Origin of the sequence: Streptomyces sp. NBC_01471 (assembly GCF_041438865.1) — a bacterium.
Taxonomy (GTDB): domain Bacteria; phylum Actinomycetota; class Actinomycetes; order Streptomycetales; family Streptomycetaceae; genus Streptomyces.
In genome coordinates this window covers 3,613,783-3,639,391 of record NZ_CP109450.1, presented here as the reverse complement: position 1 = coordinate 3,639,391, position 25,609 = coordinate 3,613,783, and the positions used below count along the sequence as shown (strand labels likewise).

The window sequence follows — 25,609 nt, the reverse complement described above, 5'->3', positions numbered from 1 at the left end:
AGAGCGCCCCAGGACCTCGCAGGGCCTCAGTGGGTCAGTGCCTCAGAGCGTGCCGAGCTTCAGCAGCGACAGCAGCGCGATCAGCTGGATCGACGAGGCGGCCAGCGCCTTCGGCCACGGCAGGTCGTGCGACTTGCTCACCATGGAGGTGAAGAGCGCGCCCGCCGCGATCCAGGTCGCCCATCCGAGCACCTGGACGAAGCCGTTCTCGCCGCCGAGGAACACCGCGAAGAGCAGCCGGGGCGCGTCCGTGATCGACATGATCAGCATGGAGAGGCCCACGGTCGGCTGCCACGCGCCGTCGCCACCGAGCTGACGGGCGAGCGTGTGGGTCACCACGCCCAGGATCAGCCCGCCCAGGACGAAGGCGACACCGGTCGTCAGGACGTACGGGACGGCGTTGGACAGCGTCGCGTGGACGGCGTCGTCACGGGCCTGGTCGAACCCGAAGAGCGCGAGCAGCCCGTAGATGAACGTGATGGTCAGCGCGGGTCCCCACACCTTGTGGTCGCGCATCTGCCAGAACGTCGGCCCCGGGCGCATCACGATGCCGCGCAGCAGCTCCTTCCAGTGCAGGCGCGGTCCCGCGGGCGGAGCCGCGGTCTGCCCGGCCCGGTAGGTGTTGCCGTCGCCGTACGGGTCCTCGCCGATGCTGAAGGCCTGGGTGTGACCGGGGTTGTCCGCGCTGCTCGCGTACGGGTCCGCGGGCGGGCCGCCGTACCCGGCCTGCCCGCCCCGGTACGGGTCACCCGGCCCCTGTCCCTGCCCCGGCCCCTGGTACGGGTCCCCGAAGTACTCCGGTTCGCCGTACGGCTGCTGCTGGGCCTGCGGGGGCCACTGATGCTGCTGCGCCCGCGGGTGCGACGGCTGGGGCCCAGCCGCGCCGCCGTACGGCGGAGGCGGTGCCTGCCTGCCGTACGGCTGCTGCTGCGGTCCCCGCTGCTGCTGCCGCTGCGGGTTCTCTTGCGACGTGCGGTTGTCCCGGCCGCGTCCGATCCTGAATCCAGCCACGCTTTCGAACGTACCCGCTTCTGGTGGGCCGGGTGCCGGACCTGGGAGAACAGGCCGGTCTTTGCGGCCGAGCTGTGACATCCCCTAGGGGAACCCGGAGGGGCCTGCCCCCCCCGCCGGTACGGGGCGGAGGGGGGTCAGGAGCTGGAGTGGCGCGGGGCCGGCGGCGGCTGAGGGGGCGGATGGGTCAGCCCGTCATTCCGAAGCCCAGCAGCGGGGTGCCCGCGGCCGACACCTTGGTCGCGGTCAGGCCGTAGCCCTTGCCGGTTGCGGCGAGCTTCTTGCCGTTCGAGTTGAACGTCACGAGGTAGCCGTCGCCGTTGAAGTCGCCGGCGGCGGCCGTGCCGCCGAAGGTGTCGTCCTTCTCGGCGGCGCCGGGGACACCGGCGCTGTTCTGGCTGACCGTCTGCACCTTGGCGGCGCCCGCCCCGGACTTCGAGCCGTACAGGATGGAGACGGAGCCCGCGCCCGACGTGCCGTTGACACTGGCGAGAGGGGCGGTCACCGCCACGTCCCCGTAGCCGTCGCCGTTGAAGTCGCCCCGGGTGCCCGAGGGCGTGGCGGCGGTGGCGGTGCTCGCCGTGACCACGAGCAGTCCGCCGGTGAGGGCGGCGGCCGCCGCGGTGGCGAGGGCGGTACGGAGCTGTCTGTGCATGCGGATCTTCTTCTCCTGCGCCATACGGGGTGCGGGTGCACCGGGTCGGAAGGGGCGCGGACCCCGTGCCGGACATGCGGCAATCACTGCCGCGGGCACGGGTGTTCGGCAGAGGGAAGACCGCCGGTGCCGCCGCATGGTTGTACGGGATGCGGGGGAACCGTGATGGCGGAGTGACCAGCGGGTGAATACCGGGACCGGGGCACGCAGCAGGGCCGGGACCGCCCGACGGCGGCCCCGGCCCTGCTGCTCTGTGGCCCCTACTGCTCTGTGTGCGGCGTTACTTCACCGGCTCGGGCTCCGGTGCGTCCTCGTCGGCCGGGTCGTCGGCCGGGTCGGCGGGGACCTTCACGGAGTCGAGCAGCAGCTGCGCCACGTCGACCACCTGGAGCGACTCCTTCGCCTTGCCGTCGTTCTTCTTGCCGTTGACCGAGTCGGTCAGCATCACCAGGCAGAACGGGCACGCGGTGGAGACGATGTCCGGGTTCAGCGAGAGCGCCTCGTCGACGCGCTCGTTGTTGATGCGCTTGCCGATGCGCTCCTCCATCCACATCCGCGCGCCGCCGGCCCCGCAGCAGAAGCCGCGCTCCTTGTGCCGGTGCATCTCCTCGCTCCGCAGGCCGGGCACCTTCGCGATGATCTCGCGCGGCGGCGTGTAGACCTTGTTGTGGCGGCCCAGGTAGCAGGGGTCGTGATACGTGATCAGGCCCTCGACCGGGGTGACGGGGATGAGCTTGCCCTCGTCGATGAGGTGCTGGAGCAGCTGGGTGTGGTGGATGACCTCGTACTCGCCGCCGAGCTGCGGGTACTCGTTCGCGATGGTGTTGAAGCAGTGCGGGCAGGTCGCGACGATCTTCTTCGTCGCCTTCGCCTTCTTGGTGCTCTCGTCCTCGTCATCCTCGCCGTACGCCATGTTCAGCATCGCGACGTTCTCCTGGCCGAGCTGCTGGAACAGCGGCTCGTTGCCCAGGCGGCGGGCGGAGTCACCGGTGCACTTCTCGTCGCCGCCCATGATCGCGAACTTGACGCCCGCGATGTGCAGCAGCTCGGCGAAGGCCTTGGTGGTCTTCTTCGCCCGGTCCTCCAGGGCGCCCGCGCAGCCGACCCAGTAGAGGTAGTCGACCTCGGTGAGGTCCTCGACGTCCTTGCCGACGATCGGGACCTCGAAGTCGACCTCCTTGGTCCACTCGACGCGCTGCTTCTTGGCCAGCCCCCAGGGGTTGCCCTTCTTCTCCAGGTTCTTGAGCATCGTGCCCGCCTCGGACGGGAACGCGGACTCGATCATCACCTGGTAGCGGCGCATGTCGACGATGTGGTCGATGTGCTCGATGTCGACCGGGCACTGCTCGACGCACGCACCGCAGGTGGTGCACGACCACAGCACGTCCGGGTCGATCACGCCGTTCTCTTCGAGGGTCCCGATCAGCGGGCGCTCGGCCTCGGCGAGGGCCGCGGCGGGGACGTCCTTGAGCTGCTCCTCGGTGGCCTGCTCCTCGCCCTCCATGTTCTTGCCGCCGCCGGCCAGCAGATACGGCGCCTTGGCGTGCGCGTGGTCGCGCAGCGACATGATCAGGAGCTTCGGCGAGAGGGGCTTGCCGGTGTTCCAGGCCGGGCACTGCGACTGGCAGCGTCCGCACTCCGTGCAGGTGGAGAAGTCCAGCAGGCCCTTCCAGGAGAAGTGTTCGACCTGCGAGACGCCGAACACGTCGTCCTCGCCCGGGTCCTCGAAGTCGATCTCCTTGCCGGCCGACGTCATCGGCAGCAGCGCGCCGAGCGCGACACCGCCCTGCGCGTCGCGCTTGAACCAGATGTTGGGGAAGGCGAGGAAGCGGTGCCAGGCGACGCCCATGTCGGTCTTGAGCGCGACGGTGATCATCCAGATGAAGGACGTCCCGATCTTGATCATCGCGGTCAGGTAGACCATGTTCTGGAGCGTGCCGACGCTGGTCCCGCGGAACGCCGCGACCAGCGGGTACGACAGGAAGTACGCGGCGTCGTAGCCGTGCACGCCGGCCAGTGCGCCCTCAAGTCCGCGCAGCGAGTAGATCGCCAGGCCGATGATGAGGATGACGGCCTCGACGAAGTACGCCTGGCCGAAGTTGGATCCCGCGAACCGGGACTTGCGGCCCGGCCGGTCCGGCTTCGAGAGCTGGCGGATCACGATCAGCGTGAGGATGCCGAGCGTCGTCATCACACCGATGAACTCGACGAACATCTCGTACGGCAGCCAGTGGCCGATGACCGGCAGCACCCAGTCGGCCTTGAAGAGCTGGCCGAGGGCGTTGATCAGGGTCAGCACGAGCGAGAAGAACCCGACCGCGACGAACCAGTGCGCGAACCCGACGATGCCCCAGCGGTTCATCCGGGTGTGGCCGAGGAACTCCTTGACCACCGTGATCGTCCGCTGGGCGGGTTCGTCGGTGCGGGTGCCCGCGGGCACGTCCTGGCCGAGCCGCACGGAGCGGTAGATCTGGGCGATGGCTCGGGCGAACAGCGCGACACCGACCACGGCGAGTACCAGCGACACAATGATCGCGGCGAGTTGCATGAGGGCTCCTCGGGCCTGCGAGGTGGGGATCCAGCGGTGACAGTGATTCTCAAGTGGTGACAACAAGTGATTACTAAGCAGTAACTTAATGCAGTCCGTGCTGAGAGTACCCACTTATCCCACTGCGATGTACCAGAGCAGGCGGTGATCTGCGTCGCTCAGGGTCTCCTCATCGGATGTCTTCCGTCCAATCGTGTTACTCACCGCATAGTGGTCCATAACGAACTAGCTTGTGGATCGTTCGAGCTGGGTGCCCCGGTGGCATCACCCCGATACCGCAACCGATGGGCGGCGCATGAGCCAGGCGATCCCCCGTACCGACGGCCCCCAGGACCCTCCCGCCGCCGCGCCCCCCACGGTCCGCTGCGCCGGGATCCCGCTCACCCCGCTCGCCCCGGCGGCGGCCGCGCGGGCGCTCGTCCGCCTCGCGGCGCTGGGCGCGGCGGCGGACGTCCACCTCTGCGGGACGGACACCTTCGCGGACGCCGACCGCGCCCCCGGACTCCAGCGGCTGCTGCGCTCGGCGGCGCTCAACCTCCCTGCCGGTCGTGGCCCGGCCCGTGCGGCGCGGCCCGGCGGACGGCCGGTGGCGCGGGTGTACGGCCCCGACCTGCTGCTCGACACGGTCCGGGCCGCACAGCGCGAGGGGCTCGGCCACTACCTGCTCGGAGTGGAGCGGAACGGGACGGACGGAGCAGCCGCAGTCACCGGCCGCCCGGACGGTGACGAGCTGACCGCCGAACTGCTGGTGCGCTACCCGGACGCGCGGGTCGCGGGCGCCGAACCGCTGCCCGGCCCGGACGCCTCCGCCGACACCTGGGCGGCGCTGGCGGCCCGCGTCCGGGAGAGCGGCGCCCGACTGGTCTGGATCGGCGGGTCCGGCGCAGCCCGGCAGCACAGGGCCGCCGCGCGCCTGGCCGCCCTGCACCCCGCGGTGTACGTCGCGGCCGGCCCGGCCTTCGCCCTCATCCGCGGCGGCGCCCGCCGCGGGCCGCTGCGCGCAGGCTGGCGGCGGGGCGTGACGGGGGTGCGGGACCACTCGCGCTTCCTACGGGCCGCCGCGCGGGAGCGGCGCCGGGGCCGCGGCCCGTACCGCGAACTCGCCCAGCTGCTGGCCGACGCGGAGATCGACCTCGTCCTGGACGCGGGCGCGGACGCCGGTGCGTACGTGGCGGGGCTGCGCCGCGCCGGGTACCGGGGGCGCGTGGTCTCGTTCGAAGTGCTGCCCCGGCCGCGCGAGCACCTGCTGCGGTGCGCGGCCGGCGACCCCGGCTGGTCCGTACTGCCGTACGCGCTGGGCGACGGGAACGGCCCCGACGGGGGTCACCGGCTGGACACCCTGTGGCACGCGGCGACCGCGCCGGGCGAGCGGCTGTTCGTACGGCTGCGGGCCCCCGGCCACGAGGACAGCCTGCTCGCAGGGGCTGGGCCGTACGCGGGGGAGTGCGTCGGCCTGCAGACCCGGGGGGAGCGGGGCGGCCCGCCGCCCGGCTACACGGCGGTGCCGCCGCCGGTGCCCGGCGACGTGGTGCTGTTCCGGCGCGGGTGAGGCACCGGGCCCTGTGCGTACGGACGACGGACAGCGGACATGAAGAAGCCCCGGTGGCAGCTCGCGCTGCTACCGGGGCCACTTCAGTGCTCCACCAGGACGTCAGTGTCCGGAGGTCGGAGGAGCGGCGGTGATCAGCGGCCGTTCCCGGCGCCGTTGCCCGAGAGGATCGGGATGTTGTCCAGGAGGTGCGACAGGGCCTCGTCACCCTTGGCCTGGGTGGAGTTCTCGGTGCACTGCTGGGTCTGCGGCGAGGACAGGATCGGGATGTCCTGGACGGAGACCGGGACCAGGCCGACGAGGGAGCCGAGGTTGGCCTTGGCCGGGAGGGCGATGCAGGGCTTGTTCAGCGAGCCCTGGATGAGGCCGATCTGCGGGCTCATGTTGCCGTACGTGGCCGAGTTGCCGAACGCCTGCTGGGCTCCGTTGCCGCTCAGCGACGTGGTGCCGCCGTCGTGGCCGACTGCCATGGCCGGCGACGCCATCATCGCGCCCGCGCCTGCCATCGTGAGGGTGGCCGCCGCAGTGGCCACAGCCTTCTTGATCATATCGCGTCCTTCTGTTGTCGCACGAGTGCCCGCTTCCGGAGCGCTCTGATCAACTGCCGGACCGGCGATTGGTTCTGGCGCTTCACTCATATGGCTTTGTTGTCGACGGTGCGCGGCGCGCGGGTTGACGCACCCGGCGGCCCGGGACTTTCTCCATTGGGCCGAACAGGTTCCGTGGGGCGTCCGGCCGTGTCGCCGCCCCCGATTGTTCGTTGCGAATCGAGTGAGTCCTGATTCAGGGCACAACATCGAAGAGAAGGTGCAACTCCCATGAACACTGCCAAGAAGGCAGCTCTCGTCCTTGCCACCGCGGGCCTCGCCGCCGGCGGCGCCGCCGGCTCCGCGTTCGCCGACGCAGGCGCCGAGGGTGCGGCCGTGGGCTCGCCGGGTGTCCTCTCGGGCAACCTGCTCCAGGTCCCGGTCCACGTCCCGATCAACCTGTGCGGCAACACCGTCAACGTTGTCGGTCTGCTGAACCCGGCGTTCGGCAACACCTGCGTCAACGCCTGACCCTGATCCGGCTGGTCCGGTGAAGCCCGGTCCCCGGACCGGACAGCAGAAGTGGCGGTATCCGCAGATGGTGCGGGTACCGCCACTTCCGCGTCGCGGCGGGATGCCGGGGACGGGACTGCTACTGGTTGCCCAGCTGCACGCCGCCCAGCATCGGGGTGGCCTGGCGGGCGAGGCCCAGGACCTTCCCGGTCGCGTCACCCTTGCCCGACACCACGCTGTCCGCGGTCTCGGCGACCTCGGCGAACGGAACCGCCGCGCCCTGCGACAGTGCCTCCGCGGCCTGGCCGAGCCCGCCGTTGAGGCTCATGGGCGGCATGGCCGGACCCTCCGCGGCGAACGCGGGAGTGGCCGCGGCCGCCCCCACACCGATCGCCATCATGGAACCGGCGACGACTGCGGCGGCCTTTGCGTACTTCATGTCGAATACCTTTCTCCGGCGGCGCTGTTCACAGCTGCGACTCTCGCGCCGCGGCACCGTCGGAGGGGGGTGCCGGTGCGCCGCCTTCACCACTGCTAACGATCCCTTCCCGTGGGGGAAACCCCGGGACGGCGAACGTTTCCGTGCCTGTTCACAGCGGAAGCGGCCCCGCCGGGTCATGGATGACCCGGCGGGGCCGCTTCAGGGCCTCGCCCTCGCGGGAGAGGCGTTACGTCACTTGTTGACGCAGGTGTTGCCGAACGCCGGGTTCAGCAGCGCGATGATGTCGATGCTGTTGCCGCACAGGTTGACCGGAACGTGAATCGGAACCTGGATGACGTTGCCGGAGAGGACACCGGGCGAGCCGATGGCCGCCCCCTCCGCGCCCGCGTCGGCCATGGCGGGCGCAGCGGCGCCCAGGGCCATCATGACGCCGGCGGCGAGAACAGCAGCCTTCTTGAACTTCATGTCGATCCTTCCCGCAGCGGTGTCTCCCGCATCCACGACCCTCGCGGCGCGTGTCCAGTTGCCTGTTCGTGAACACCACTGCAGGACTGCTAACGACCGGGCCGCCCCGGAGAAACTCCGTGTGGGGCACCGGTGTCGACGCAACCCGAATGCTTTTCGATCCGAATGGGATCCGAATGGGATCCGAATGCCGTCCGCGTCTCCGGCCGACCGGCCGGGGACGCGGACACACGCGTGGCCGCCGCAACGTCCTGTCTGCGGCGGCCACGTGGGAGCAGCGAGGTGATCAGCCCCGGTTCGCCGCACCGTTGCCCGAGAGGACCGGGATGTTGTCCAGGATGTGCGACAGGGCCTCGTCGCCCTTCGCCTGGGTGGAGTTCTCGGTGCACTGCTGGTTCTGCGGCGAGGACAGGATCGGGATGTCCTGAACGGCGATCGGGACCAGGCCGACGAGGGAGCCCACGTTGGCCTTGATCGGCACACCGAGGCAGGGCTTGTTCAGCGAGCCCTGGACCAGGCTGAGCTGCGGGCTCTGGGCACCGTTGGTGGCCGAGTTGCCGAAGGCCTGCTCGGCACCGTTGCCGCTGGCGGAGGTGGTGCCACCGTCGTTACCAATGGCCATGGCCTGCGGGGCCAGGGTCGCGCCGGCGCCGACGATCGAGGCGGTGACGGCTGCGGTGGCCAGAATCTTCTTGATCACTGTGGTCCCTTTTCTGCATTTTTGCCCGGAAGTGGAGCACCCTGATCAACTCCGGGGGCCGAGTTTGGTTCCGCCCCTTCACTCGATTGCCGTAGCGCACGAGTGCGGCGGTCCGCTGGAGTGAGCCCCTTGCGCGCGGGGTGCGCCGTGCTGCGCGGGTTCCGCGGGCGGTGATTGCGGAGGGCGGGCCGCACCCTCTTTTCCGAGCGGCCCCGCATTTCCGCACGCGTTCAACGAACGCTGTTTCAGCGGGGTACGCGCCGTCACCCGTTGGAGAGCTTTTCTGGCAAATGGCGGGGCTATTACCCGCTGCCACAAGGGAATTCAGAGCATTCGGCCCAACGCCGGCACGGTGGTATGCGCGAGTCCGGCATGATTTCCACTCCGCTTTCTGACAAAGTGCACTCCTGCTTGGTCCGATTGGTCGCATTTGTCGAGACGGGAGAGCCAGTCATGCGGAGAACGACGGGTCTCGCTGTGCCGTACGGCTTGGGCGCACCGCCACCCGCGGTGTGTCCCACCCTCCTGCCTCCGGTGGGCCACGCATCCGGCGCATTCGATCCGAAGCCCGTTCTCCCCCGCGGCGCCGGACGCCCGGACTTCCCCTTCTCCGCCGAAAGCCGCGGGTGTTTTCCCGGTGCGCTCCTCGTGCAGACGGATTCGCGTCGCTGAGCCATCCGCTCCGCGCATCCCGGGGAAACCGATCTCCGGGTCAGGTACTACGAGAGCCGCACACGTGCTGCCAGAAAACATTTCTCCCGGACGCCGGATGACGGTATTTCATCTCGTCCAGCCGGTGGACGGCGGAGTCGCCCGCGTGGTCACCGACCTGGTGCGGGCGCAAGTGGCCGAGGGGATCCGGGCGGTTGTTGCCTGTCCCCCCGGTGCCGGTCTGGCGTCGGCGCTCGCCGGGTCCGGGGCCGATGTCCGGCCCTGGGTGGCCGGCCGTTCGCCGGGACCGGAACTGGCCGCCGAGACCGCTGCCGCCGCCCGGCTGATCCGGGCGAGCCGCCCCGACGTGGTGCACGCGCACAGCTCCAAGGCCGGTCTGGCCGCACGGCTCGCCGTGCGCGGGCGCGTTCCGACGGTCTTCCAGCCGCACGCCTGGTCGTTCGAGGCGGTCGGCGGCGGGACCGCGCGTCTCGCGCTCGCCTGGGAGCGGTACGCGGCCCGGTGGGCCGAGCGCGTCCTCTGCGTCAGCGAGGCCGAACGGCGGGCCGGTGAGGCGGCCGGGATCGCCGCCCGGTGGTCGGTGATCCGTAACGGCGTCGACCTCGGCGAGTTCCGCGCCGACGGCGGTGCCGGGACCGAACCGGGTTCCGGGCCAGCGGCGTTGGGCCCCGGGCCCGTCGTCGTCTGCGTCGGCCGGCTCTGCCGGCAGAAGGGGCAGGACGTACTCCTGCGGGCCTGGCCCGAGATCCTCCGCGCGGTGCCGGAAGCCCGGCTGGTGCTGGTCGGGGACGGCCCCGACCGGGAACCGCTGGCCAGGACAGCGCCGCCCGGTGTGCTGTTCGCCGGAGCGGTCGACGGACCGCGCGACTGGCTGCGCGCCGCCGACCTCGTCGTCCTGCCGTCCCGCTGGGAGGGCATGGCACTGGCCCCGCTCGAAGCGATGGCCTGCGGCCGCCCTGTCGTCCTCACCGATGTGAACGGCGCCCGGGAGAGCCTGCCGCCGGGGCACGACCGGCACGGGCTCGTCCCGCCGGACGACCCGCACGCGCTGGCCCGCGCGGTCGGGAAGCTGCTGGCCGACGCCCGGCTGCGGGACGTGCTCGGCCGCGAGGCCGCGGCCCACACCCGGGCGAACTTCGATGTCCGGCACACGGCCACCGCGGTCTCGGAGCTGTACCACCGGCTCCTCGGACAGCACCGATCCACGACGAGGGAGCGCATCAGCCGATGACGATGGACAGCGCACATGCTCCCCACGGCGGCCGGGGCGGTGGCCCCGCCACGGCCGTGCAGCGGCCCGTGCCCGCGATCCACCCGCCGCGCAGCGCGGACGGGCCCCGTCCGGAGCGGGTACGGCCGGTGGGGCCGCGGCGTGGCCGGGCCGCCGTACCGCTGATCGCCGGTGACACCCTGGCCCTGGCCGGCACCAGCGCGCTGGTGCCGGGGCTGCGGCTGGCGCCGCTGGTCCTCGTACCGCTCCTCGCGCTGCATCTGGCCCTGCACCTGCGGGGCGGTCTCTACCGGCGGCGCCTCTCCCCTTCGGCGCTGCTCGAACTGCCCGCGCTGCTCGGCCACGCACTGGTCCTGTGGTGCACGGCCGCCGCGTGCCTCGCGGCCGTCGGGCCCTGGCACGTACTCGACTGGACGGTGCTGGCCACCGCGGTCACCGCGCAGACCCTCATCGGCTGCACGGTCCGCGGCGCGGTCCACCAGCTGGTGCGCGTCGCCGCCGCCCGGCGCAGCCACTCGACGCTGATCGTCGGCGGCGGCCCGGCCGCCCAGCAGATCAGTGCCGCGCTGTACGCGCACCCGGCGTACGGCATGCGGCCGGTGGGCCTGGTGGAGGCCGGGGCCGGCACCGCGGCCGAGGCCGGATCCGCTGCCGGGGACGGGAGTTCCGCACTGCCGGTGCTGACGACCCCGGAGGACATCGGCCGGGCGGTCATCCAGACCACGGTCCGCCACGCGCTGTTCGTCGGCCCCGGCAGGACCGGGGCCGACGACCCCGCCCTCGTCCGGCTGCTCGGCGGACACGGCGTGCAGCTGTGGCTCGTCGACACGTCGGGGCCCGGGTACCGCAGGGTCTCGGCCGACCATCTGTGGGGATTCGCCGTCCGGCCGCTGGCCGTGCCCGGGCACCGTGCGAGCCGCTGGGGCAAGCGCGCCCTCGACGCCTCCCTCGCCTGCCTCGCGCTGCTCGCCGCCGCGCCCGTGATGGGGCTGTGCGCGCTGGCCGTACGGATCTCCGACGGACCGGGCGTCCTCTTCCGGCAGGAACGGATCGGGATGGACGGGCGCCCCTTCACGCTGCTCAAGTTCCGTACGCTGCGCCCGGCCGACGAGCACGAGTCGGCGACCCGGTGGAGCGTCGCCACGGACCGGCGGATGAGCGGTGCCGGCAGCCTGCTGCGGCGGACCTCGCTCGATGAGCTGCCGCAGCTGTGGAACGTACTGCGCGGGGACATGAGCCTGGTCGGCCCGCGGCCCGAACGCCCCTACTTCGTCACGAAGTTCTCCGGCTGCCACCCCGGCTACCGGTCCAGACACCGGATGCCCGTCGGGATCACCGGGCTCGCCCAGGTCAGCGGATTGCGCGGGGACACCTCCATCGAGGACCGGGCCCGCTTCGACAACCACTACATCGACAGCTGGTCGCTCTGGCAGGACATCTGCATCCTGGTCAGGACCGCGGGTTCGCTCTTCCGGCTGGGAGGCAGCTGACCGTGACGGTCCTCTCCCCGGCCCCCGCACTGCCCCGGCCACGCACCGGAAGGCCCGCCCCACCGCTCTCCGGGCGGCTCGCCCGCTGGTGGCCGGTGCTGCCCGTGGCCGCGCCCGTCATCCTGCTGGCCGTCCCCTTCGAGTACGGGAACGGGTCCAGCGCCTCCACCAACATCTCCGTCGCCGACGTGGCTTCGGCGTTCCTGGTGCTGTTCTGCGCGGTACGGCTGCTGCGCCGCGGATCGCGACCGCTGAGCCCGGCCGCCGCCGTCGTGCTGGGCGTTCCGGTGGTGGGGCTGGCCGTCGCCACCGTGACCGCCGCCGACCCGGCGGCCGCGCTCCCCGGCTTCGTGCGCTACCTCCAGGTGTTCGTGCTGGTGCCGGCGGCCGTCGTGCTGCTGCTCAGGGACGCCCGGGACTTCCGGTTCGTGGCCGGGGCCTTCGTCGTACTCGCTCTGGTCCAGGGCGGGTTCGGCGTCTGGCAGTACGCGACCCGCAGCGGCGCCTCCTACATGGGCTCCGACATCCGGGCCGTCGGCACCTTCGGACCCACCGACGTCATGGGCATGGCCACCATCGTGGCGTTCGGGACGGTCGCCGCCACCGGGCTCGCGCTGCGCCCGCCGCCCGGCGCGCCCCGCTGGGTGCGCCCGGCCGCGCTCACCGCCGCGGTGGCGCTGGTGCCGCCGCTCGCCTTCTCCTTCAGCCGCGGCTCGTGGATCGCCACGGTGGCCGCGGTGCTGGCCGTCGTGCTGCTCGCCGGGTTGCGCACGGCGGTACGCGCACTGGCCGCCGTGGTCGCCGTCGTGGTGGTGCTGGTCGGCGGGTTCGGGGTCGGCTCGCAGCTCATCACCGACCGGCTCGGCTCCATCACCCAGGTCACCGCCGCCCCCGACCAGTCGGTCACCGACCGGTACACGATGTGGGCGGCTGCGGTGAGCATGTGGCGCGACGAGCCCGCGACGGGCGTCGGCCTCAAGGGCTTCCCGGCGTACCGGGACGGACACGCCTCGCTGGGGCTCTCGTCGGGCTCCGACACGGCGGGCGCGGGCCACGCCTACCAGCGCCAGCCGCTGTTGTCGCCGCACAACATGTATCTGCTGGTCCTCAGCGAACAGGGCCTCGTCGGGATCACCGCGCTGGCCGGCAGCTGGGCCGCGCTCCTGGTGGGCGGGGCGCGCCGCCTGTACTCCGCGCGGAGACGGCGCGGAGCGGCCGCCGACTGCGGGCTCGTGGCGGTGGGGCTGATGCTCTGGCAGACGGTCGACTTCCTGTACGCGGACATCGGCGGCCCCTCGACCGCACTCACCGGCATCGTCTTCGGCCTCGTCGCCTGGTGGGCACTGGCGGGACCGGATGCGCGGGGCGCGGTGCTGCCGGGTGCTGTGAGTCCGGGCGCCGTGACCGCGGTCGCTGTGGCTCCTGGCCGCGGGCTTCCCGGTTCCGCGCGTACGGCGGACGCCGTGCTTCCCGGTTCCGCGCCTGCGCCGGGCCCTGTGCTTCCGGGCTCCGCGCGTACCTCGGGTCCCGTACGGCCGGGCGCCGTATGAACGAGACCACGACCGGTACCGGCCCGCGCGCCACCGCCCGTACCGCCGTGTCCGCGCCGCCCGGCGCGGTCCACGCGCCGCCCGTCCCGCAGCAGCCGCCCCGGCTCGGGAAGGTGCTGGCCAGGGCCGCCGCGGTCACCGCGGCGCTGACCGTCGCCGGGTCGGTGCTCGGTCTGGTCCGGGACCAGAGCATCGCGCACCTCTTCGGCGCGGGCAGCGACAGCGACGCGTTCCTGATCTCCTGGACCGTGCCGGAGATGGCGTCCACGCTGCTCATCGAGGACGCGATGGCGCTGGTGCTCGTACCGGCCTTCAGCCAGGCGCTGGCCCGGCGCGCCGCGGGGGAGCACCCGGACCCCGTACGGAGCCTGGTCGCCGCCACCCTGCCACGCCTGCTCGTCCTGCTCGGCTGCACCACCGGGCTCCTGGTGCTGGGCGCCCCGGTGATCGTGGATCTCCTCGCGCCCGGCCTCGCCGAGCCGCGCGTGGCCGTCGCGTGCACCCGGCTGACCGCGCTGACCGTGCTCTCGTTCGGGATCACCGGCTATCTCAGCGCGGCGCTGCGGGCGCACCGCAGCTATCTGCCGCCCGCCACGATCTATGTCGCGTACAACGTCGGCATCATCGTCACCATGCTGGTGCTGCACTCCCTGTGGGGGGTGCGCGCCGCCGCTGCCGGGGTCGCCGCGGGCAGCGTCCTGATGGTGCTGGCCCAACTGCCCGCCTTCGTGAAGCACTTGGCCGTACGGTCGGCGGACGGGGTTCTCCTCCCCGGCGCCGCGGCCCCGGCCCGTACCGCACGGCCCGCGCTCCTCGGTATCGGTGTGCTGGCGCCCGTCGTCATCTTCACCGTCTGCCGCCAGTCCCAGGTCCTCATCGAACGGTTCCTGGCCGCCTCGCTCCCCGCCGGGGCCATCTCGCACCTGAACTACGCGCAGAAGGTCGCGCAGGTGCCGATGATGCTGTCGCTGATGATCTGCACGGTCACCTTCCCGGTGGTCGCCAAGGCCGTCGCGGACGGCGAGGGCGACCAGGCGCGGCGCCGGGTCGAGCGTGATCTGGCGCTGGCCGGGGTCGTCGTGCTGGCCGGTACGGCGGTCGTCGTCGCCTACGCCCCGCAGATCATCGACGTCCTCTTCCAGCGCGGCGCGTTCAGCGCCGCCGACACCGCGACCACCGCGTCCATCATGCGGGTCTACGCCCTCGGGCTGCTCGGACAGTGCCTCGTCGGCGCCCTGGGCAGGCCGTTCTTCTCGGCGGCGCGGCCCACCTGGTTCCCGGCCGCAGCGATGGGAGCCGGGCTCCTCGTCAACGCGGTCGCCGGTGCGCTCGCCGTCGGCCCGTGGGGGGTGTACGGCATCGCCGCTTCCAACGCCCTGGGGATCACCGTCACCGCCGGGTTCCTGTTGCGCGGGCTCGGCTCACGGGTCGTCTCCATCCACGTACTTGGTGTCGCCCTGACGCTCGCCAGGCTGTCCGCCGCCGCCGTCGCCGCCTGCGCGGCGGGTCTGCTGCTCGCCCCGCTGGTCCCCGGCGCGCTGCCGAGCCTGGCCGCCGGCTGCCTGCTGGTGCCCGGTGTGTTCGCCGCGGCGGCACTGGCGCTGCGCGCCCCCGAAGTCGTCGGCCTGCTCGACCTCACCAAGCAAAGGTTCCGTCATGTCCGCTGACACGGCGTCACGCGACGCCGCCCCGCCCGCACCCCGGTCCCGTATCCAGCCGTGGATCCTGATGTACCACTCGGTGGCCGACCCGGCCGACGACCCGTACGGCATCACCGTCTCTCCCGAGCGCCTCGACCGCCAGTTGCGCAGCCTGGAGCGGCGCGGGCTGACCGGCGTCGGAGTGGGGACCCTGCTGCGGGCCCGTGCCGGGGGGCTCGGGCGCGGTCTCGTCGGGCTGACCTTCGACGACGGCTACCGCGACTTCACCGAGCACGCCCTGCCGCTGCTGAAGCGGCACGGGTGCACGGCCACCCTTTTCGTGCTGCCCGGCAGGCTGGGCGGCGACAACGACTGGGACCCGCTCGGCCCGCGCAAACCGCTCCTCACCGAGGACGGCATCCGGGCCGCCGCCGACGCCGGCATGGAGATCGGCTCGCACGGCCTGTACCACCAGGACCTCACCGAGACGGCCGACGGCGAACTGCGCGAGGAGACCCGGGGAAGCCGCGAACTGCTGCGCCGAATCACGGGAGTCGAGCCGGATGGCTTCTGCTACCCGTACGGCACCATCGACCGGCGGGCCGTGGACGCCGTGCGCGACGCCGGGTACGGCTACGGCTGCGCCATCGCGCCCGGCCCGCTCGCCGGGGACCACGCACTGGCCCGCACCCACATCAGCCACGCTGACCGGGGTCTGCGGCTGAGCACCAAGCGGGCGCTGCACGGGATCCGGCAGCTGAGGGCCGGTGGCAGCCGGTGAGGGTCCTGCACATCATCACCGGGCTCGGGGTGGGCGGCGCCGAGCAGCAACTGCGGCTGCTGCTGCGCCGGATGCCCGTCGACTGCGACGTGGTCACCCTCACCAACCCGGGCCCGGTCGCCGACGGGCTGCACGCCGACGGGGTATCCGTCACGCACCTGGGGATGGGCGGCAACCGCGACCTCGCCGCGCTCCCCCGGCTGACCCGGCTGATCCGGCGCGGCCGGTACGACCTGGTCCACACCCACCTGTACCGCGCCTGCGTGTACGGGAGGATCGCCGCCCGGCTGGCCGGGGTACGCGCCATCGCCACCGAACACTCCCTGGGCGAGCGGTACATCGAGGGCCGGCCGCTCACCCGGTCCGCCCGCGGGCTGTATCTGTGCACCGAGCGGCTGGGCTCGTCGACGGTCGCGGTGTCGGCGACCGTCGCCGACCGGCTGCGCGCCTGGGGCGTCCCGGCGCGGCGCATCCATGTCGTACCGAACGGCATCGACGGGGCGCGGTTCCGGCACGACCCGGAGGTCCGGGCCGCCACCCGGGCCCTGCTGGACATCCCGGCCGACGCCTTCGTGGTGGGCGGCGTCGGCAGGCTGGTGCCGGGCAAGCGGTTCGGCCTGCTGGTACGGGCGGTCGCCGCGCTGCCCGGGGTCCGGCTGCTGCTGGCCGGGGACGGGCCCGAACTGGAGGCGCTGCGGGCGCTCGCCAGGCGGCTCGGGGCCGGTGGCCGCGTCCACTTCCTCGGCGAGTGCGACGCGCTGCCCGACGGGCCGCACGCCGGGCCGACCGTCCCCGCCGTCCTGGACGCGGTGGACGTCTTCGTCTCCGCGTCCGACGAGGAGTCCTTCGGTCTCGCCACCGTCGAGGCGCTGGCCGCCGGTCTGCCCGTCCTGTACGCGGCCTGTCCCGCGCTCGACGACCTGTCGGCGGAACCGGTGCCCGGCGCGGTGCGGGTGCCGGGCGGCGCCGAGACGATCGAGGCGGCGCTCCGCCACCAACTGGAGCTGGGCGTGCGGCGGCTGGAGCCCCCGGCCGTGGTCGGCCACTACGACATCGCGCGCAGCGCCACCAGCCTGCTCGGCGTGTACGCCCGCACCGTCGAGGCCGCCCCGACCGTCCCGCGCGTACGCCCTCCGTTCGTGACCCCTGTTCCGTAACCCCGTTCCGTGACGCCCCCGTTCCGGGACACCGACGAAGAAGTGAGCCCCATGCCTGATTCGCCCCGAGAAGAGCACCGCGTCACCCCCCGGACCGTCGCACGGGCCGTCCGCCGCCGTGCCGCCGCGCTGCCGTCCTGGTGGCCGCTGCCGCTGTGCGCCCTCGTCGGCGTGGTCGGCGGTGCGTCGTACGGAGCGCTCGCGGCGCCCGACTACGCCGCCACCAGCTATGTCCTGGCGGCGCCCGACAAGGGCGCCGACCCCGCCACCGCCCTCGGCTTCGCCCAGGCGTACGGCCGCATCTCCACCAGTACGTCGACCCTCGCCGCGGCGCACGCCGCGGCGGGCGTCCCGGCGCGGACGCTGGGGCGGCACGTCCGGACGGAGACCTCACCCGAATCCCCGATGATCGGCATCACCGGCTCCGCGACGCGCCCCGGCACGGCCGCCGACATCGCCAACGCGGTGGCCGGAGCGCTCACGGCCGGCGGCAACAGCGCCTCGGCCAGTACCGGCGTCCGGCTGGTCCTGTTCTCGAAGGCCGTCGCGCCGTCGGCCGCCGTCTCGCCCTCGGTGCCGGTCGGCATCGCGGTCGGCGGCTGCGCCGGAGGCCTCGTCGGCGCCCTCGTGCTCCTGGTCCGCCCGCGCCGCAGGCAGTGGAACCCGGGCACGGCGGTCCCGGCGCCCGCCCAGGCCACCGGAGCCGACACGCTCGCCGAGCCCGCCCAGCAGAAGGAACACGTCTGATGGCGGTGGCCGCCGCGACCGGGACCGAGGCCGTGGCCGGGACCGGGTCCGGGGCCGGCCTGTCCGTGACGCTGTGCCGTGACGAACGGCAGTTCGCCGCGCTGGAGACCCCGTGGGCGGCGCTGCACCGCGGCTGCGCCACCGCCACCCCGTTCCAGAGCCACTCCTGGCTGCACTCCTGGTGGCTCTCGTACGGCACGCCCGGCCGGCTGCGCGTGGTGCTCGTACGGCGCGGCGGACGGCTGGTGGGAGCCGCCCCGCTGATGCTCGTCCACCGGCCGCTGCCGCTGCTCGTCCCGCTGGGCGGCGGTATCTCCGACTTCTCGGACGTCCTCATCGACGGCTCGCAGCCGCCCGGCACGCTCACCGCGCTCGCCGAGGGGCTGCGCCGGGCCGCCCGGCACGCCGTGATCGACCTGCGCGAGGTGCGGCCGGGAGCCGCGGCCGAGCAGCTCTACGACCGCTGGCCGGGGGCGCGGCGCAGGCTCAGCGACTCGGTCTGTCTCGAACTGCCCGCCCAGCCCATCGACGAGCTGGTGAAGCGGCTCGCCTCCGCACGGGCCCAGCGGATCCGGGCCAAGCTGCGCAAGCTCGACGCGCTGCGGATCGAGGAGTACACGGTCGCCGAGCACGAAGTGCCCGGCACCATCAGGGAGTTGCTGCGCCTGCACGAACTGCAGTGGCGCGGCCGCGGTGTCACCCCCGAGCACCTCAGGCCGCGGTTCGCCGAACATCTGACGCGCGCCACCCGGCGCATGGTCAGGGACGGCGACGCGGCGCTCACCGAGTACCGGCTGGACGGCGCGGTGGTCGCCGCCAATGTGACGCTCCAGTCCGCCCAGCTCAGCGGCGGTTATCTGTACGGCGCCGACCCCGAGCTCCGTGCGAAGAAGGTCGACGTGGCGACGATGCTGCTGCGGCGCGACGCCCGGCACGCGGCGGAGAGCGGCCGGACCGTCATCAGCCTGCTGCGCGGCACCGAGCCGTACAAGAGCCACTGGCGCCCTGCCGTGGTGACCAACCAGCGGCTGCTGCTCGCGCCGGCCGCGCTCGCCCCGGCGCTGAACCTGTACGCGGCCCAGCTGGCGGGCCGCGACAAGGCGGCTGACGCGGCGCGTTCCCTCGGGCCCGTGGTGCGCGAGTGGCGCACCCGGATCGGCGGCCGGCGGGCGGCAGGCGATCGGTGACCGCCTGCCGCCCGCCGTCCCGCGCCCTGCCGGTCGGCCCGTCTGCCGTCCGGTCACTCCTCCGGCAGGGACACGCAGATCTTCCGGGGCTTGAACCAGGGACTGGCCCACTCGCCCAGGTCGACCTGGACACACCACTGCTTCTGGCCGTTCGGCTCCGGCCGCGCGGGCGGTTTGACACCCGGCTCCGTCGGCTTCGGGGTCGGCTCCGTGCTGGGCTGCGTACTCGGCTCGGTGGTCGGCCTGCCCGGCTCCTGCCCGGCCTCCTGGGACACCGTGGTCCGGAAGATCTTCGACGCGTCGGGGTTCTCGTCGCACTGCCACACGCCGTGCGGGCAGTAGTCCGTGATGGTCTGGTAGAGCGGTTTGTGCGCGTCGAACCAGGCCAGCATCCCGCGCATGTAGTCGGTGTTGTCGCCGTTCCTGAAGAGTCCCCACTCGGGGTAGGAGATCTGCTTCTTGTGCGCGGCGGCGAAGTCGACCTGCGCCTGGAGCCCGTACGCCCCCTTCACCTGGTCCTCGAAGGTGTCGCCGGGCGGCTGGTCGTACGAGTCCATCCCCACGATGTCCACCGTGCGGTCGCCCGGGTAGCACTTCGTCCAGGGGATGTCGTCCCGGCCGCGGTTGGGCGTGAAGTCGAACTTGAACTTCTGGCCGGGGACGGAGCGCATCGCGGTGACGATCCGGTTCCAGTACGTCTTCCAGCCCCGCGGGTCGGGACCGCAGCGCTGGGTGTAGGTCGTGCCGTTCATCTCCCAGCCCAGCACGATCACCGTGTCGGGGATCCCCAGCTTCACCAGCCGGGTGGCCAGCTTGCGGTAGTGGTCGTCGAAGTCGCCCCGGGCGCCCCGGCCGATGAGGTCCCGGACCTCGTCGTCCGACACATGGTCCTCGTTGTGCTGCTGCATGGGCACGTTGAGCACGAACATCCGGTCGGCCTCGGCACGCCGCCACTTCGCCCAGGCTTCGAGGAAGTCGGGCTGCCCCTCGATGTTCGACCAGACGTCACCCGGCAGGTAGGTGTGGCCCACCCGCACGTCCGCACCGCCCAGCCAGCGCGAGAGGTCCGCCATCCGCGCGACGCCCTTCGGCCCGTAGTCCAGGTACGCGCCCACCGCCGGTGCGGCGTCCTCGGGGGCCGCGGGCAGGGGGCCCTTCGGCATCGCCGGTGCGGGCTCCTTCGGCGCGGGGTCCTTCGGCGCCGGGGGTACGGAGTCCTTCGGAGCCGCCGGAGCGGACCCGGTGGGGGACGGGGCGGGAGCGGGCCTGAGCGCTCCGTGCGCGCCGCCCGCGCCGGTCACGAGAAGACCGGTGGTCACGCCCGCGATGCAAGCGCCCCTCAACCGACGTCGTGAATGCGGCATGGGCCTCTCCTCGTTGAACTCGTGGTCTCGTGATCTCGTGAAGGCGGCGGAATCCCGCGGACTCATGAGCCATTGGTCAAACCGTCCACCCGACGGGCCGCCCGGGCGCGCTGCGCTGGGCCATCGGTGCGGTCCGTGACTCCCAGTCAGCTCCATCCAGGTGAAAGACGTGACGTCCATGCCACCGCTCGACGCCGGGCCACCGGTGCCCGCTCTGCTCGTCCGGCTCGACCGGAACCCGCTGCACCACGGCACCCTCGGCGCCGTCAGATCGCTGGGCCGGGCCGGGACCGAGGTCCACGCCCTGGTCGAATCGGCGCGCAGCCCGGTCACCCGGTCCCGCCATCTGCACACCGCGCACCTCGCGCTGCCCGGCCGGACGACCCGGGACCTCTTCCACCGGACGCTCCTGCGGATCTCCGAACGGATCGGGCGCCCCGCCGTGCTGATCGCGATGGACGACATCAGCGCCATCCACACCGCCGCACTCGCCCCGCGCCTCGCCGGGCGCTACCTCCTGCCCGAACAGCCGCCCGGCCTGCCGGGGCGCCTCGCCGACAAGGCCGAACTCGCCGCGCTCTGCGCCGAGGTGGGCATCCCCCACCCGGCGACGGTGATCCCCGGCAGCGCCGCCGACGCGGCCGGCGCCGCCCGGCAGCTGGGGCTGCCGATGGTCGCGAAGTGGAGCAGGCCCTGGCTGCTGCCCGGCGGGCCGGGGCTGCGCAGCACGGCCCTGGTGCACTCGGCCGCCGAAGCGGTGCGGCTGTACGAGCGGAGCGGTGCGGCCGGGAGCCGGCTGCTGCTCCAGCGGTATCTGCCGTACGGCCCCGGCAGCGACTGGTTCTTCCACGGCTACTTCGCCGGCCGCGACCGCTGCCTGCTGGGCGGCACCGGACAGAAGGCCCTCTCCTGGCCGCCGCGCACCGGGCTGACCGCGGTGGGCCGCCGGCAGCCGAACCCGGAGGTGGAGGGCGCGGCCCTGCGGCTGGCGGCCCATGTCGGCTACCGGGGCATCCTCGACCTCGACTTCCGCCGCGACCCGTCGACCGGCGGCTTCCACCTGCTGGACTTCAATCCGCGCCCCGGTGCGCAGTTCCGCCTCTTCACCGACCGGGCCGGGCTCGACGTCGTACGCGCCCAGTACCTGGACCTGACGGGCCACCCCGTGCGGCCGTCCGCGGCGGATCCCGGCCGGGTCTTCGTCGCCGAGAACTATGCGCTGCTCTCGCTGCTGGCCTCCGGGGGCAGGCCCTGGGCTCCGGTCCGCCCCCGGGGCACGGACGGCGGGAGACGGGGCGGCGCCGAGTACGCCTGGTTCGCGCGGGACGACATCCGGCCCTTCCTCGCGATGGGGGCGGTGTGGTGCGGCCGGGGGCTGCGCAAGGGCGCCGGGCTGCTGCGCGGCCCGGCCCCGGCGCCGCCGTACCCGCACGTCCCCGCCACCCGGGTCTCCCCGGACGGCAGTCCGGCCTCCCGGCCCGGCAGCCCGGCGGCGGGGCCGGGACCGGTGACGAATGCGACGGGGGGTCGTTGATCACGGCGTCGCATGGGGAATGAACGTTTCCCTGCGGACTGCCCAGGACCCGCCCGGTCCTGGGCAGTCCGGTTTCCGGGCCGTGGTCGCGGCCGTACGCCCTGACTGATGGTTTGCGGCTGGTTTGCGGCGCGCGGCTCCGCCATCCGGGTGAACGGCCACGGTGGGGGCCCCGGCCCGCCACTAGGGTGCCGAGCCATGACCGCATCCCACACCGCCACAAGCAGTGTCCAGCGCGACCAATTGGGCACCCTCTCCGTGCTCGCCTGGTCCGGCGACCCCGAAACGAACAACCTGCCCTATCTGCTGGCCTATTCACTCGGTGACGGCAAGGACGGTCCCGAGGCGGGCGAGGCCGCCGTACGCACGCTCTTCGGCGAGCTCGGCATCCCGCTCGGCAGCTCGCTGGCCGACGGCTCCCGGGCCGGCTTCCCGGTCAGGCTGCTCGTCGAGGGCGGCCAGGCCGCCGTCAACATGCCGTATCTGAGCGCCCAGTGCCCGGTCCCGCCGGAGTGGCTCCAGGCCGTGGCCGAGCGAGGCGAGGTGCACTTCATCTTCGCGACCAAGCCGTGGCCGGAGGCCGTGCCGGGCAGGCCCGTCTCCGAGGAGGTGCTCAGCGCTTTCGTCGGCGACGAGGCCATGCTCACCACGTCCGCCCACTGCATGCTGCCGGTCACCCAGCTGCGCAAGTAGGGCAGCCGCGGGGCGGGGCCGGGGACGCACGTCCCCGGCCCCGCCCCGTTGTCACGTACGGGCCGTCACCGCGCGGGCGGGTCGAAGGCGAAGCGCAGCGCCCGCACCCTGTTGTCGAAGTTCGAGCCGGCCAGGTCGGGGAGGCCCACCGCGCGGAGCGCCAGCGGGCGGCTCAGCAGCTCCCGGAAGAGCGCCTTGATCTCCTGCCGGGCCAGGTGCGAGCCCAGGCAGAAGTGCGGACCGCCGCCGCCGTACCCCAGATGCGGGTTGGGGCTGCGGGTGATGTCGAAGGTGTCCGGGTCGGTGAAGACCGCCTCGTCGCGGTTGGCCGACGCGTAGTAGAGGACGACCTTGTCGCCGGGCCGGAAGAGGTGGCCGCCCAGCTCGTACTCCGTCCGCACCGTCCTGCGGAACTGGATGATCGGCGTCGAGTGCCGCACGACCTCGTCGACCGCCCCGTCCGCGTACCGCTCGAAGTCCGATGTCAGCAGGGCCCGCTGTTCCGGGTTCTCGGTCAGCAGCGTCAGCGCGTGGGTGATCGCGTTCCGGGTGGTCTCCACCCCGGCCACCATCAGCAGGGAGAAGAACGAGCCCAGACTGCGGGCGCCGAGCCCCTGCCCGTCGACGTCGGCGCGCACCAGCGCGGAGATCAGGTCGTCGGTGGGCCTGCGCCGCCGCTCGCGGCCGAGCGCCGCCATCATCAGATGCATCCGGGCCAGCGCCCGCAGCCCGCGCCCCGGGTCGCGCAGCCGGGCGCCGATGCCGCGCCGCACGCCGGCGTTCTCCGACGCGTGGTCGACGCGGCCCGCGATGTCGGCGCGGTAGCGCTCCGGGATGCCCATGAGATTGCAGATGACCTCGAACGGCATCCGGGACGCCACCGACGCCACGAACTCACCGGGCCGCTGCGCGACCATGTCGTCCACGACGCGCTCGGCGACCCGGCGGATGTCCTCGTCGGCGGCGGCCAGCAGCCGCGGGGTGAAGGCCCGGGAGACCACCCGGCGGAGCTGGGTGTGGTGCGGGGCGTCCAGGTTGACCATGGATTCGCCGAACAGGAACCTGACCCACCCGGCGGGCTCCGGGGTGGTGACACCGGGGGCGCTGGCGAACACCTCGGGCAGCCGGCTGGCCCGCACCACGTCCGCGTGGGTGACCAGTGCGTAGAACCCCTGCCCGGGCCTGCGCCGGGTGGCGGGACGCTCGGTGAAGTACGCGGGCCGGCCGAGCTTTCTGAGCGCGGCGAAGGCGTCCAGCCGTGCGGCGGGGGGCAGTTGCCAGAACGACGGGTCCGCGAGATCCACCTCCGCCGGGTGGACCGTGTGCAGCACGGCCGACTGTGCCGGGACCCTCATCCGTCGATGTCCTTCCCCCGGGCCGAACGGCCCTGGTCCGGCGGTCATCGTTGCGCATCCGCGGCGGTGCGGGCCGCCCCCGGCCGGGCCGGGTGACAAGTTCCCGCCCCGGCGCGGGACATTCCCCCCGTACGGCCGAACGGCGGCCGGGCCGGGAGCAGTGGAGTGAGCCGGAGCCGCTGGTCGGCGCGCCGGTGCGGTGACTTGTCTGAAGAACTGTTTCCTCGTGCCGTCGTTGTCCCCGACGAGGCGCGGCCCGGCGTGCATCACGCGCGGCGGACCGCGCTGACCGGCGGGGTGAACCGGAAGGAGCCAGGATGAGCACGTCCACGCGCGGCACGGCCGGGAGGGAGCGGCCGGGATGGCGGGAACAGGGGGCACGGGCGGGAGGTGCGGCCCCGACCGCGCGGCCGCTGCCCGTGGACCGGCTGGGGCCGATCCCCCGGCGCGGTGTGCTGCGCGCCCTGTTCGCCGTGGGTGCGGTGGGCGGTACGGCCGGGGCGCTGGCCCCGATCGTGCGGGCCGGAGCCACGGACCAGGAGGGCGACGACGGGAAGGGGACCCTGTCGCCGGGGCCGCCGCAGGAGCTGCGGGACGTGTTCGACGAGATGTACCGGGGCCGGCGCATCCGGGGCGGCACGGCGGGCGACTCGACCGAGGTGTCGGTCGACGGCAGGCCGCTGCACCTCATGCGGCGGGCCGACGGCAGCTATCTCAGCATGGTCGACCACTACGAGTCGTATCCGACGCCCCTCGCGGCGGCGCGCGGCGCGGTCGATGAACTGGGCACGGCCCAGCTGTCGTCGACGTCCATGCAGCAGCAGCTCTGACCGCGGAGGTTCCTGACCCGTGTACACCCGCAAGAACCAGAAGCACCTCACCGCGGCCGAGAAGCGGCGGTTCGTCTCCGCCGTCCTTGAGGTCAAGCGCTCCGGCCAGTACGACGAGTTCGTCCGGACGCACGGCGAGTACTACGTGCCGGACGGTTCGCCGGGGAAGCGGGTCGCCCACATGGCGCCCACCTTCTTCCCCTGGCACCGTCGCTTCGTGCTGGAATTCGAGCGCGCCCTCCAGGCGGTCGACCCCGGTGTCACCGTGCCCTACTGGGACTGGACGGTCGACAACACCCCGGCGGCCGCGCTCTGGGGCGACGACTTCCTGGGCGGCGACGGCCGGCGCTCCGACCAGCAGGTGATGACCGGGCCTTTCGCCTACCGCCAGGGGAACTGGGACGTCAACGTCGGCGTGACCGAGAACCGGTTCCTGACCCGTGACTTCGGCCGCCACGAGCGCCCCGTGCCGCTGCCGAGCAGGGCCGATCTGGCCCGCGCGATGAGGGAGCCGCTGTACGACGCGGCCCCGTGGGACTCCACCGTGCCGAACGGCTTCCGCAACACCTTCGAGGGCTGGTCGGTCGGCAACGGCCCGGCCTGGCGCAACCACAACCTGGTGCACCGCTGGGTGGGCGGGGCGATGAACACCGCGACCTCGCCCAACGACCCGGTCTTCTGGCTGCACCACTCCTTCTGCGACCTGGTGTGGGACCGCTGGCAGAAGGCGCATCCGCACGCCGGGTTCCTCCCGGCCAGGAAGCTCGCGCCGGACGACCCGCAGAGCGGCCGGATCTTCAGCCTGGACGAGCCGATGGAGCCGTGGGGCGTCAGGCCGTCGTCGCTGCTGAGCCACGCGTCCCTGTACCGGTACGCCTGAGGGGACCGCGTACGCCCTTCGCGGGTCCGGACACACCTGCGGCCACCCCCTCCGAGGGGATGGCCGCAGATCGCGGGGGAAAGTACTT

At 73.0% G+C, this 25,609-nt stretch carries 23 protein-coding genes; 14 read left to right on the top strand and 9 right to left on the bottom strand.

Annotated elements, in window-relative coordinates; translation table 11 throughout:
- Positions 1–42: 42 nt before the first annotated feature.
- From OG285_RS15925 to OG285_RS15915, 3 genes are all read right to left on the bottom strand, one after another.
- Positions 43–1,011, bottom strand: coding sequence for a Yip1 family protein (locus OG285_RS15925; protein WP_371791320.1), 969 nt, complete (start codon positions 1,009–1,011; stop codon positions 43–45).
- 187 nt (positions 1,012–1,198) lie between these two features.
- Positions 1,199–1,666 carry an integrin alpha gene (locus tag OG285_RS15920; RefSeq protein WP_371791319.1) on the bottom strand — a complete coding sequence of 156 codons (468 nt, stop codon included), beginning with the start codon at positions 1,664–1,666 and terminating at the stop codon, positions 1,199–1,201.
- 280 nt (positions 1,667–1,946) lie between these two features.
- Positions 1,947–4,214 carry a (Fe-S)-binding protein gene (locus OG285_RS15915; protein ID WP_371791318.1) on the bottom strand — a complete coding sequence of 756 codons (2,268 nt, stop codon included), beginning with the start codon at positions 4,212–4,214 and terminating at the stop codon, positions 1,947–1,949.
- Positions 4,215–4,509: 295 nt separating this feature from the next.
- Between OG285_RS15915 and OG285_RS15910 the strand changes: the two genes are divergently transcribed.
- Positions 4,510–5,763, top strand: coding sequence for a WecB/TagA/CpsF family glycosyltransferase (locus OG285_RS15910; RefSeq protein ID WP_371791317.1), 1,254 nt, complete (start codon positions 4,510–4,512; stop codon positions 5,761–5,763).
- A gap of 134 nt (positions 5,764–5,897) precedes the next feature.
- Here OG285_RS15910 and OG285_RS15905 read toward each other — a convergent pair whose 3' ends face one another.
- A complete protein-coding gene (locus OG285_RS15905) occupies positions 5,898–6,311 on the bottom strand; it encodes a rodlin (protein ID WP_356826432.1) in 414 nt (137 codons plus the stop codon).
- Positions 6,312–6,581: 270 nt separating this feature from the next.
- Here OG285_RS15905 and OG285_RS15900 point away from each other — a divergent pair, with 270 nt between their 5' ends.
- Positions 6,582–6,821, top strand: a complete 240-nt coding sequence (locus OG285_RS15900; RefSeq protein ID WP_356826430.1) for a chaplin — start codon at positions 6,582–6,584, stop codon at positions 6,819–6,821.
- Positions 6,822–6,942: 121 nt separating this feature from the next.
- On the opposite strand, the gene OG285_RS15895 is transcribed toward OG285_RS15900, so the two are convergent.
- From OG285_RS15895 to OG285_RS15885, 3 genes are all read right to left on the bottom strand, one after another.
- Positions 6,943–7,242 (bottom strand): hypothetical protein, encoded by a 300-nt coding sequence (locus OG285_RS15895; RefSeq protein ID WP_356826428.1) that lies wholly within the window; start codon positions 7,240–7,242, stop codon positions 6,943–6,945.
- A 234-nt stretch (positions 7,243–7,476) separates the two neighbouring features.
- Entirely contained in the window at positions 7,477–7,710 is a 234-nt protein-coding gene (locus tag OG285_RS15890; protein WP_371791316.1) for a chaplin, read from the bottom strand.
- 286 nt (positions 7,711–7,996) lie between these two features.
- Complete coding sequence (locus OG285_RS15885) at positions 7,997–8,410, bottom strand: rodlin (protein ID WP_356826426.1); 414 nt, start codon at positions 8,408–8,410, stop codon at positions 7,997–7,999.
- A 769-nt stretch (positions 8,411–9,179) separates the two neighbouring features.
- Here OG285_RS15885 and OG285_RS15880 point away from each other — a divergent pair.
- Genes OG285_RS15880 through OG285_RS15845 form a run of 8 tightly spaced genes read left to right on the top strand, consistent with a single transcriptional unit; the run spans position 9,180 to position 18,865 of the window.
- Positions 9,180–10,313, top strand: a complete 1,134-nt coding sequence (locus OG285_RS15880) for a glycosyltransferase (RefSeq protein WP_371791315.1) — start codon at positions 9,180–9,182, stop codon at positions 10,311–10,313.
- The gene (locus OG285_RS15875) at positions 10,310–11,803 is read left to right on the top strand and encodes an exopolysaccharide biosynthesis polyprenyl glycosylphosphotransferase (RefSeq protein ID WP_356826422.1); all 1,494 of its coding nucleotides are present in this window, start codon (positions 10,310–10,312) and stop codon (positions 11,801–11,803) included. Before OG285_RS15880 ends, OG285_RS15875 begins: the two co-directional genes overlap by 4 nt.
- On the top strand, positions 11,800–13,353 hold the full coding sequence (locus OG285_RS15870) for an O-antigen ligase family protein (protein ID WP_371793547.1): 1,554 nt from the start codon (positions 11,800–11,802) through the stop codon (positions 13,351–13,353). The genes OG285_RS15875 and OG285_RS15870 overlap by 4 nt, the downstream gene beginning before the upstream one ends.
- Complete coding sequence (locus OG285_RS15865) at positions 13,350–15,020, top strand: lipid II flippase MurJ (protein ID WP_371791314.1); 1,671 nt, start codon at positions 13,350–13,352, stop codon at positions 15,018–15,020. Before OG285_RS15870 ends, OG285_RS15865 begins: the two co-directional genes overlap by 4 nt.
- Complete coding sequence (locus OG285_RS15860) at positions 15,010–15,774, top strand: polysaccharide deacetylase family protein (RefSeq protein WP_371791313.1); 765 nt, start codon at positions 15,010–15,012, stop codon at positions 15,772–15,774. Before OG285_RS15865 ends, OG285_RS15860 begins: the two co-directional genes overlap by 11 nt.
- Positions 15,771–16,931 carry a glycosyltransferase gene (locus tag OG285_RS15855; protein ID WP_371791312.1) on the top strand — a complete coding sequence of 387 codons (1,161 nt, stop codon included), beginning with the start codon at positions 15,771–15,773 and terminating at the stop codon, positions 16,929–16,931. Before OG285_RS15860 ends, OG285_RS15855 begins: the two co-directional genes overlap by 4 nt.
- Before the next feature lie 51 nt (positions 16,932–16,982).
- Complete coding sequence (locus OG285_RS15850; protein WP_356826414.1) at positions 16,983–17,678, top strand: lipopolysaccharide biosynthesis protein; 696 nt, start codon at positions 16,983–16,985, stop codon at positions 17,676–17,678.
- Positions 17,678–18,865: a GNAT family N-acetyltransferase gene (locus OG285_RS15845; protein ID WP_371791311.1), complete on the top strand. Its 1,188-nt coding sequence runs from the start codon at positions 17,678–17,680 to the stop codon at positions 18,863–18,865. The genes OG285_RS15850 and OG285_RS15845 overlap by 1 nt, the downstream gene beginning before the upstream one ends.
- Positions 18,866–18,918: 53 nt before the next feature.
- On the opposite strand, the gene OG285_RS15840 is transcribed toward OG285_RS15845, so the two are convergent.
- On the bottom strand, positions 18,919–20,229 hold the full coding sequence (locus OG285_RS15840; protein WP_371791310.1) for a glycosyl hydrolase: 1,311 nt from the start codon (positions 20,227–20,229) through the stop codon (positions 18,919–18,921).
- 178 nt (positions 20,230–20,407) lie between these two features.
- Here OG285_RS15840 and OG285_RS15835 point away from each other — a divergent pair, with 178 nt between their 5' ends.
- Together OG285_RS15835 and OG285_RS15830 are read left to right on the top strand one after the other, a co-directional pair.
- A complete protein-coding gene (locus OG285_RS15835) occupies positions 20,408–21,763 on the top strand; it encodes an ATP-grasp domain-containing protein (protein WP_371793546.1) in 1,356 nt (451 codons plus the stop codon).
- A 198-nt stretch (positions 21,764–21,961) separates the two neighbouring features.
- Positions 21,962–22,456: a DUF5949 family protein gene (locus OG285_RS15830; RefSeq protein WP_356826408.1), complete on the top strand. Its 495-nt coding sequence runs from the start codon at positions 21,962–21,964 to the stop codon at positions 22,454–22,456.
- 65 nt (positions 22,457–22,521) lie between these two features.
- Here the strand turns inward: OG285_RS15830 and OG285_RS15825 are convergent, their stop codons facing one another.
- Complete coding sequence (locus OG285_RS15825; protein WP_356826406.1) at positions 22,522–23,811, bottom strand: cytochrome P450; 1,290 nt, start codon at positions 23,809–23,811, stop codon at positions 22,522–22,524.
- Positions 23,812–24,128: 317 nt separating this feature from the next.
- On the opposite strand from OG285_RS15825, the gene OG285_RS15820 reads away from it, so the two are divergent.
- Entirely contained in the window at positions 24,129–24,641 is a 513-nt protein-coding gene (locus OG285_RS15820; protein ID WP_371791309.1) for a tyrosinase family oxidase copper chaperone, read from the top strand.
- Between the two features lie 19 nt (positions 24,642–24,660).
- Positions 24,661–25,521 (top strand): tyrosinase family protein, encoded by an 861-nt coding sequence (locus tag OG285_RS15815; protein ID WP_356826402.1) that lies wholly within the window; start codon positions 24,661–24,663, stop codon positions 25,519–25,521.
- Positions 25,522–25,609: the final 88 nt, after the last annotated feature.

What these genes read in the sequence shown, in the direction of transcription:
- OG285_RS15880 (WP_371791315.1), top strand. Translation starts at nt 9,180, where the DNA reads ATGACGGTATTTCATCTCGTCCAGCCGGTGGACGGCGGAGTCGCCCGC.
- OG285_RS15860 (WP_371791313.1), top strand. Translation starts at nt 15,010, where the DNA reads ATGTCCGCTGACACGGCGTCACGCGACGCCGCCCCGCCCGCACCCCGG.
- OG285_RS15900 (WP_356826430.1), top strand. Translation starts at nt 6,582, where the DNA reads ATGAACACTGCCAAGAAGGCAGCTCTCGTCCTTGCCACCGCGGGCCTC.
- OG285_RS15915 (WP_371791318.1), bottom strand. Translation starts at nt 4,214, where the DNA reads ATGCAACTCGCCGCGATCATTGTGTCGCTGGTACTCGCCGTGGTCGGT.
- OG285_RS15825 (WP_356826406.1), bottom strand. Translation starts at nt 23,811, where the DNA reads ATGAGGGTCCCGGCACAGTCGGCCGTGCTGCACACGGTCCACCCGGCG.
- OG285_RS15835 (WP_371793546.1), top strand. Translation starts at nt 20,408, where the DNA reads ATGCCACCGCTCGACGCCGGGCCACCGGTGCCCGCTCTGCTCGTCCGG.
- OG285_RS15895 (WP_356826428.1), bottom strand. Translation starts at nt 7,242, where the DNA reads ATGAAGTACGCAAAGGCCGCCGCAGTCGTCGCCGGTTCCATGATGGCG.
- OG285_RS15865 (WP_371791314.1), top strand. Translation starts at nt 13,350, where the DNA reads ATGAACGAGACCACGACCGGTACCGGCCCGCGCGCCACCGCCCGTACC.
- OG285_RS15840 (WP_371791310.1), bottom strand. Translation starts at nt 20,229, where the DNA reads ATGCCGCATTCACGACGTCGGTTGAGGGGCGCTTGCATCGCGGGCGTG.
- OG285_RS15820 (WP_371791309.1), top strand. Translation starts at nt 24,129, where the DNA reads ATGAGCACGTCCACGCGCGGCACGGCCGGGAGGGAGCGGCCGGGATGG.
- OG285_RS15905 (WP_356826432.1), bottom strand. Translation starts at nt 6,311, where the DNA reads ATGATCAAGAAGGCTGTGGCCACTGCGGCGGCCACCCTCACGATGGCA.
- OG285_RS15920 (WP_371791319.1), bottom strand. Translation starts at nt 1,666, where the DNA reads ATGCACAGACAGCTCCGTACCGCCCTCGCCACCGCGGCGGCCGCCGCC.
- OG285_RS15850 (WP_356826414.1), top strand. Translation starts at nt 16,983, where the DNA reads ATGCCTGATTCGCCCCGAGAAGAGCACCGCGTCACCCCCCGGACCGTC.
- OG285_RS15875 (WP_356826422.1), top strand. Translation starts at nt 10,310, where the DNA reads ATGACGATGGACAGCGCACATGCTCCCCACGGCGGCCGGGGCGGTGGC.
- OG285_RS15890 (WP_371791316.1), bottom strand. Translation starts at nt 7,710, where the DNA reads ATGAAGTTCAAGAAGGCTGCTGTTCTCGCCGCCGGCGTCATGATGGCC.
- OG285_RS15845 (WP_371791311.1), top strand. Translation starts at nt 17,678, where the DNA reads ATGGCGGTGGCCGCCGCGACCGGGACCGAGGCCGTGGCCGGGACCGGG.
- OG285_RS15910 (WP_371791317.1), top strand. Translation starts at nt 4,510, where the DNA reads ATGAGCCAGGCGATCCCCCGTACCGACGGCCCCCAGGACCCTCCCGCC.
- OG285_RS15830 (WP_356826408.1), top strand. Translation starts at nt 21,962, where the DNA reads ATGACCGCATCCCACACCGCCACAAGCAGTGTCCAGCGCGACCAATTG.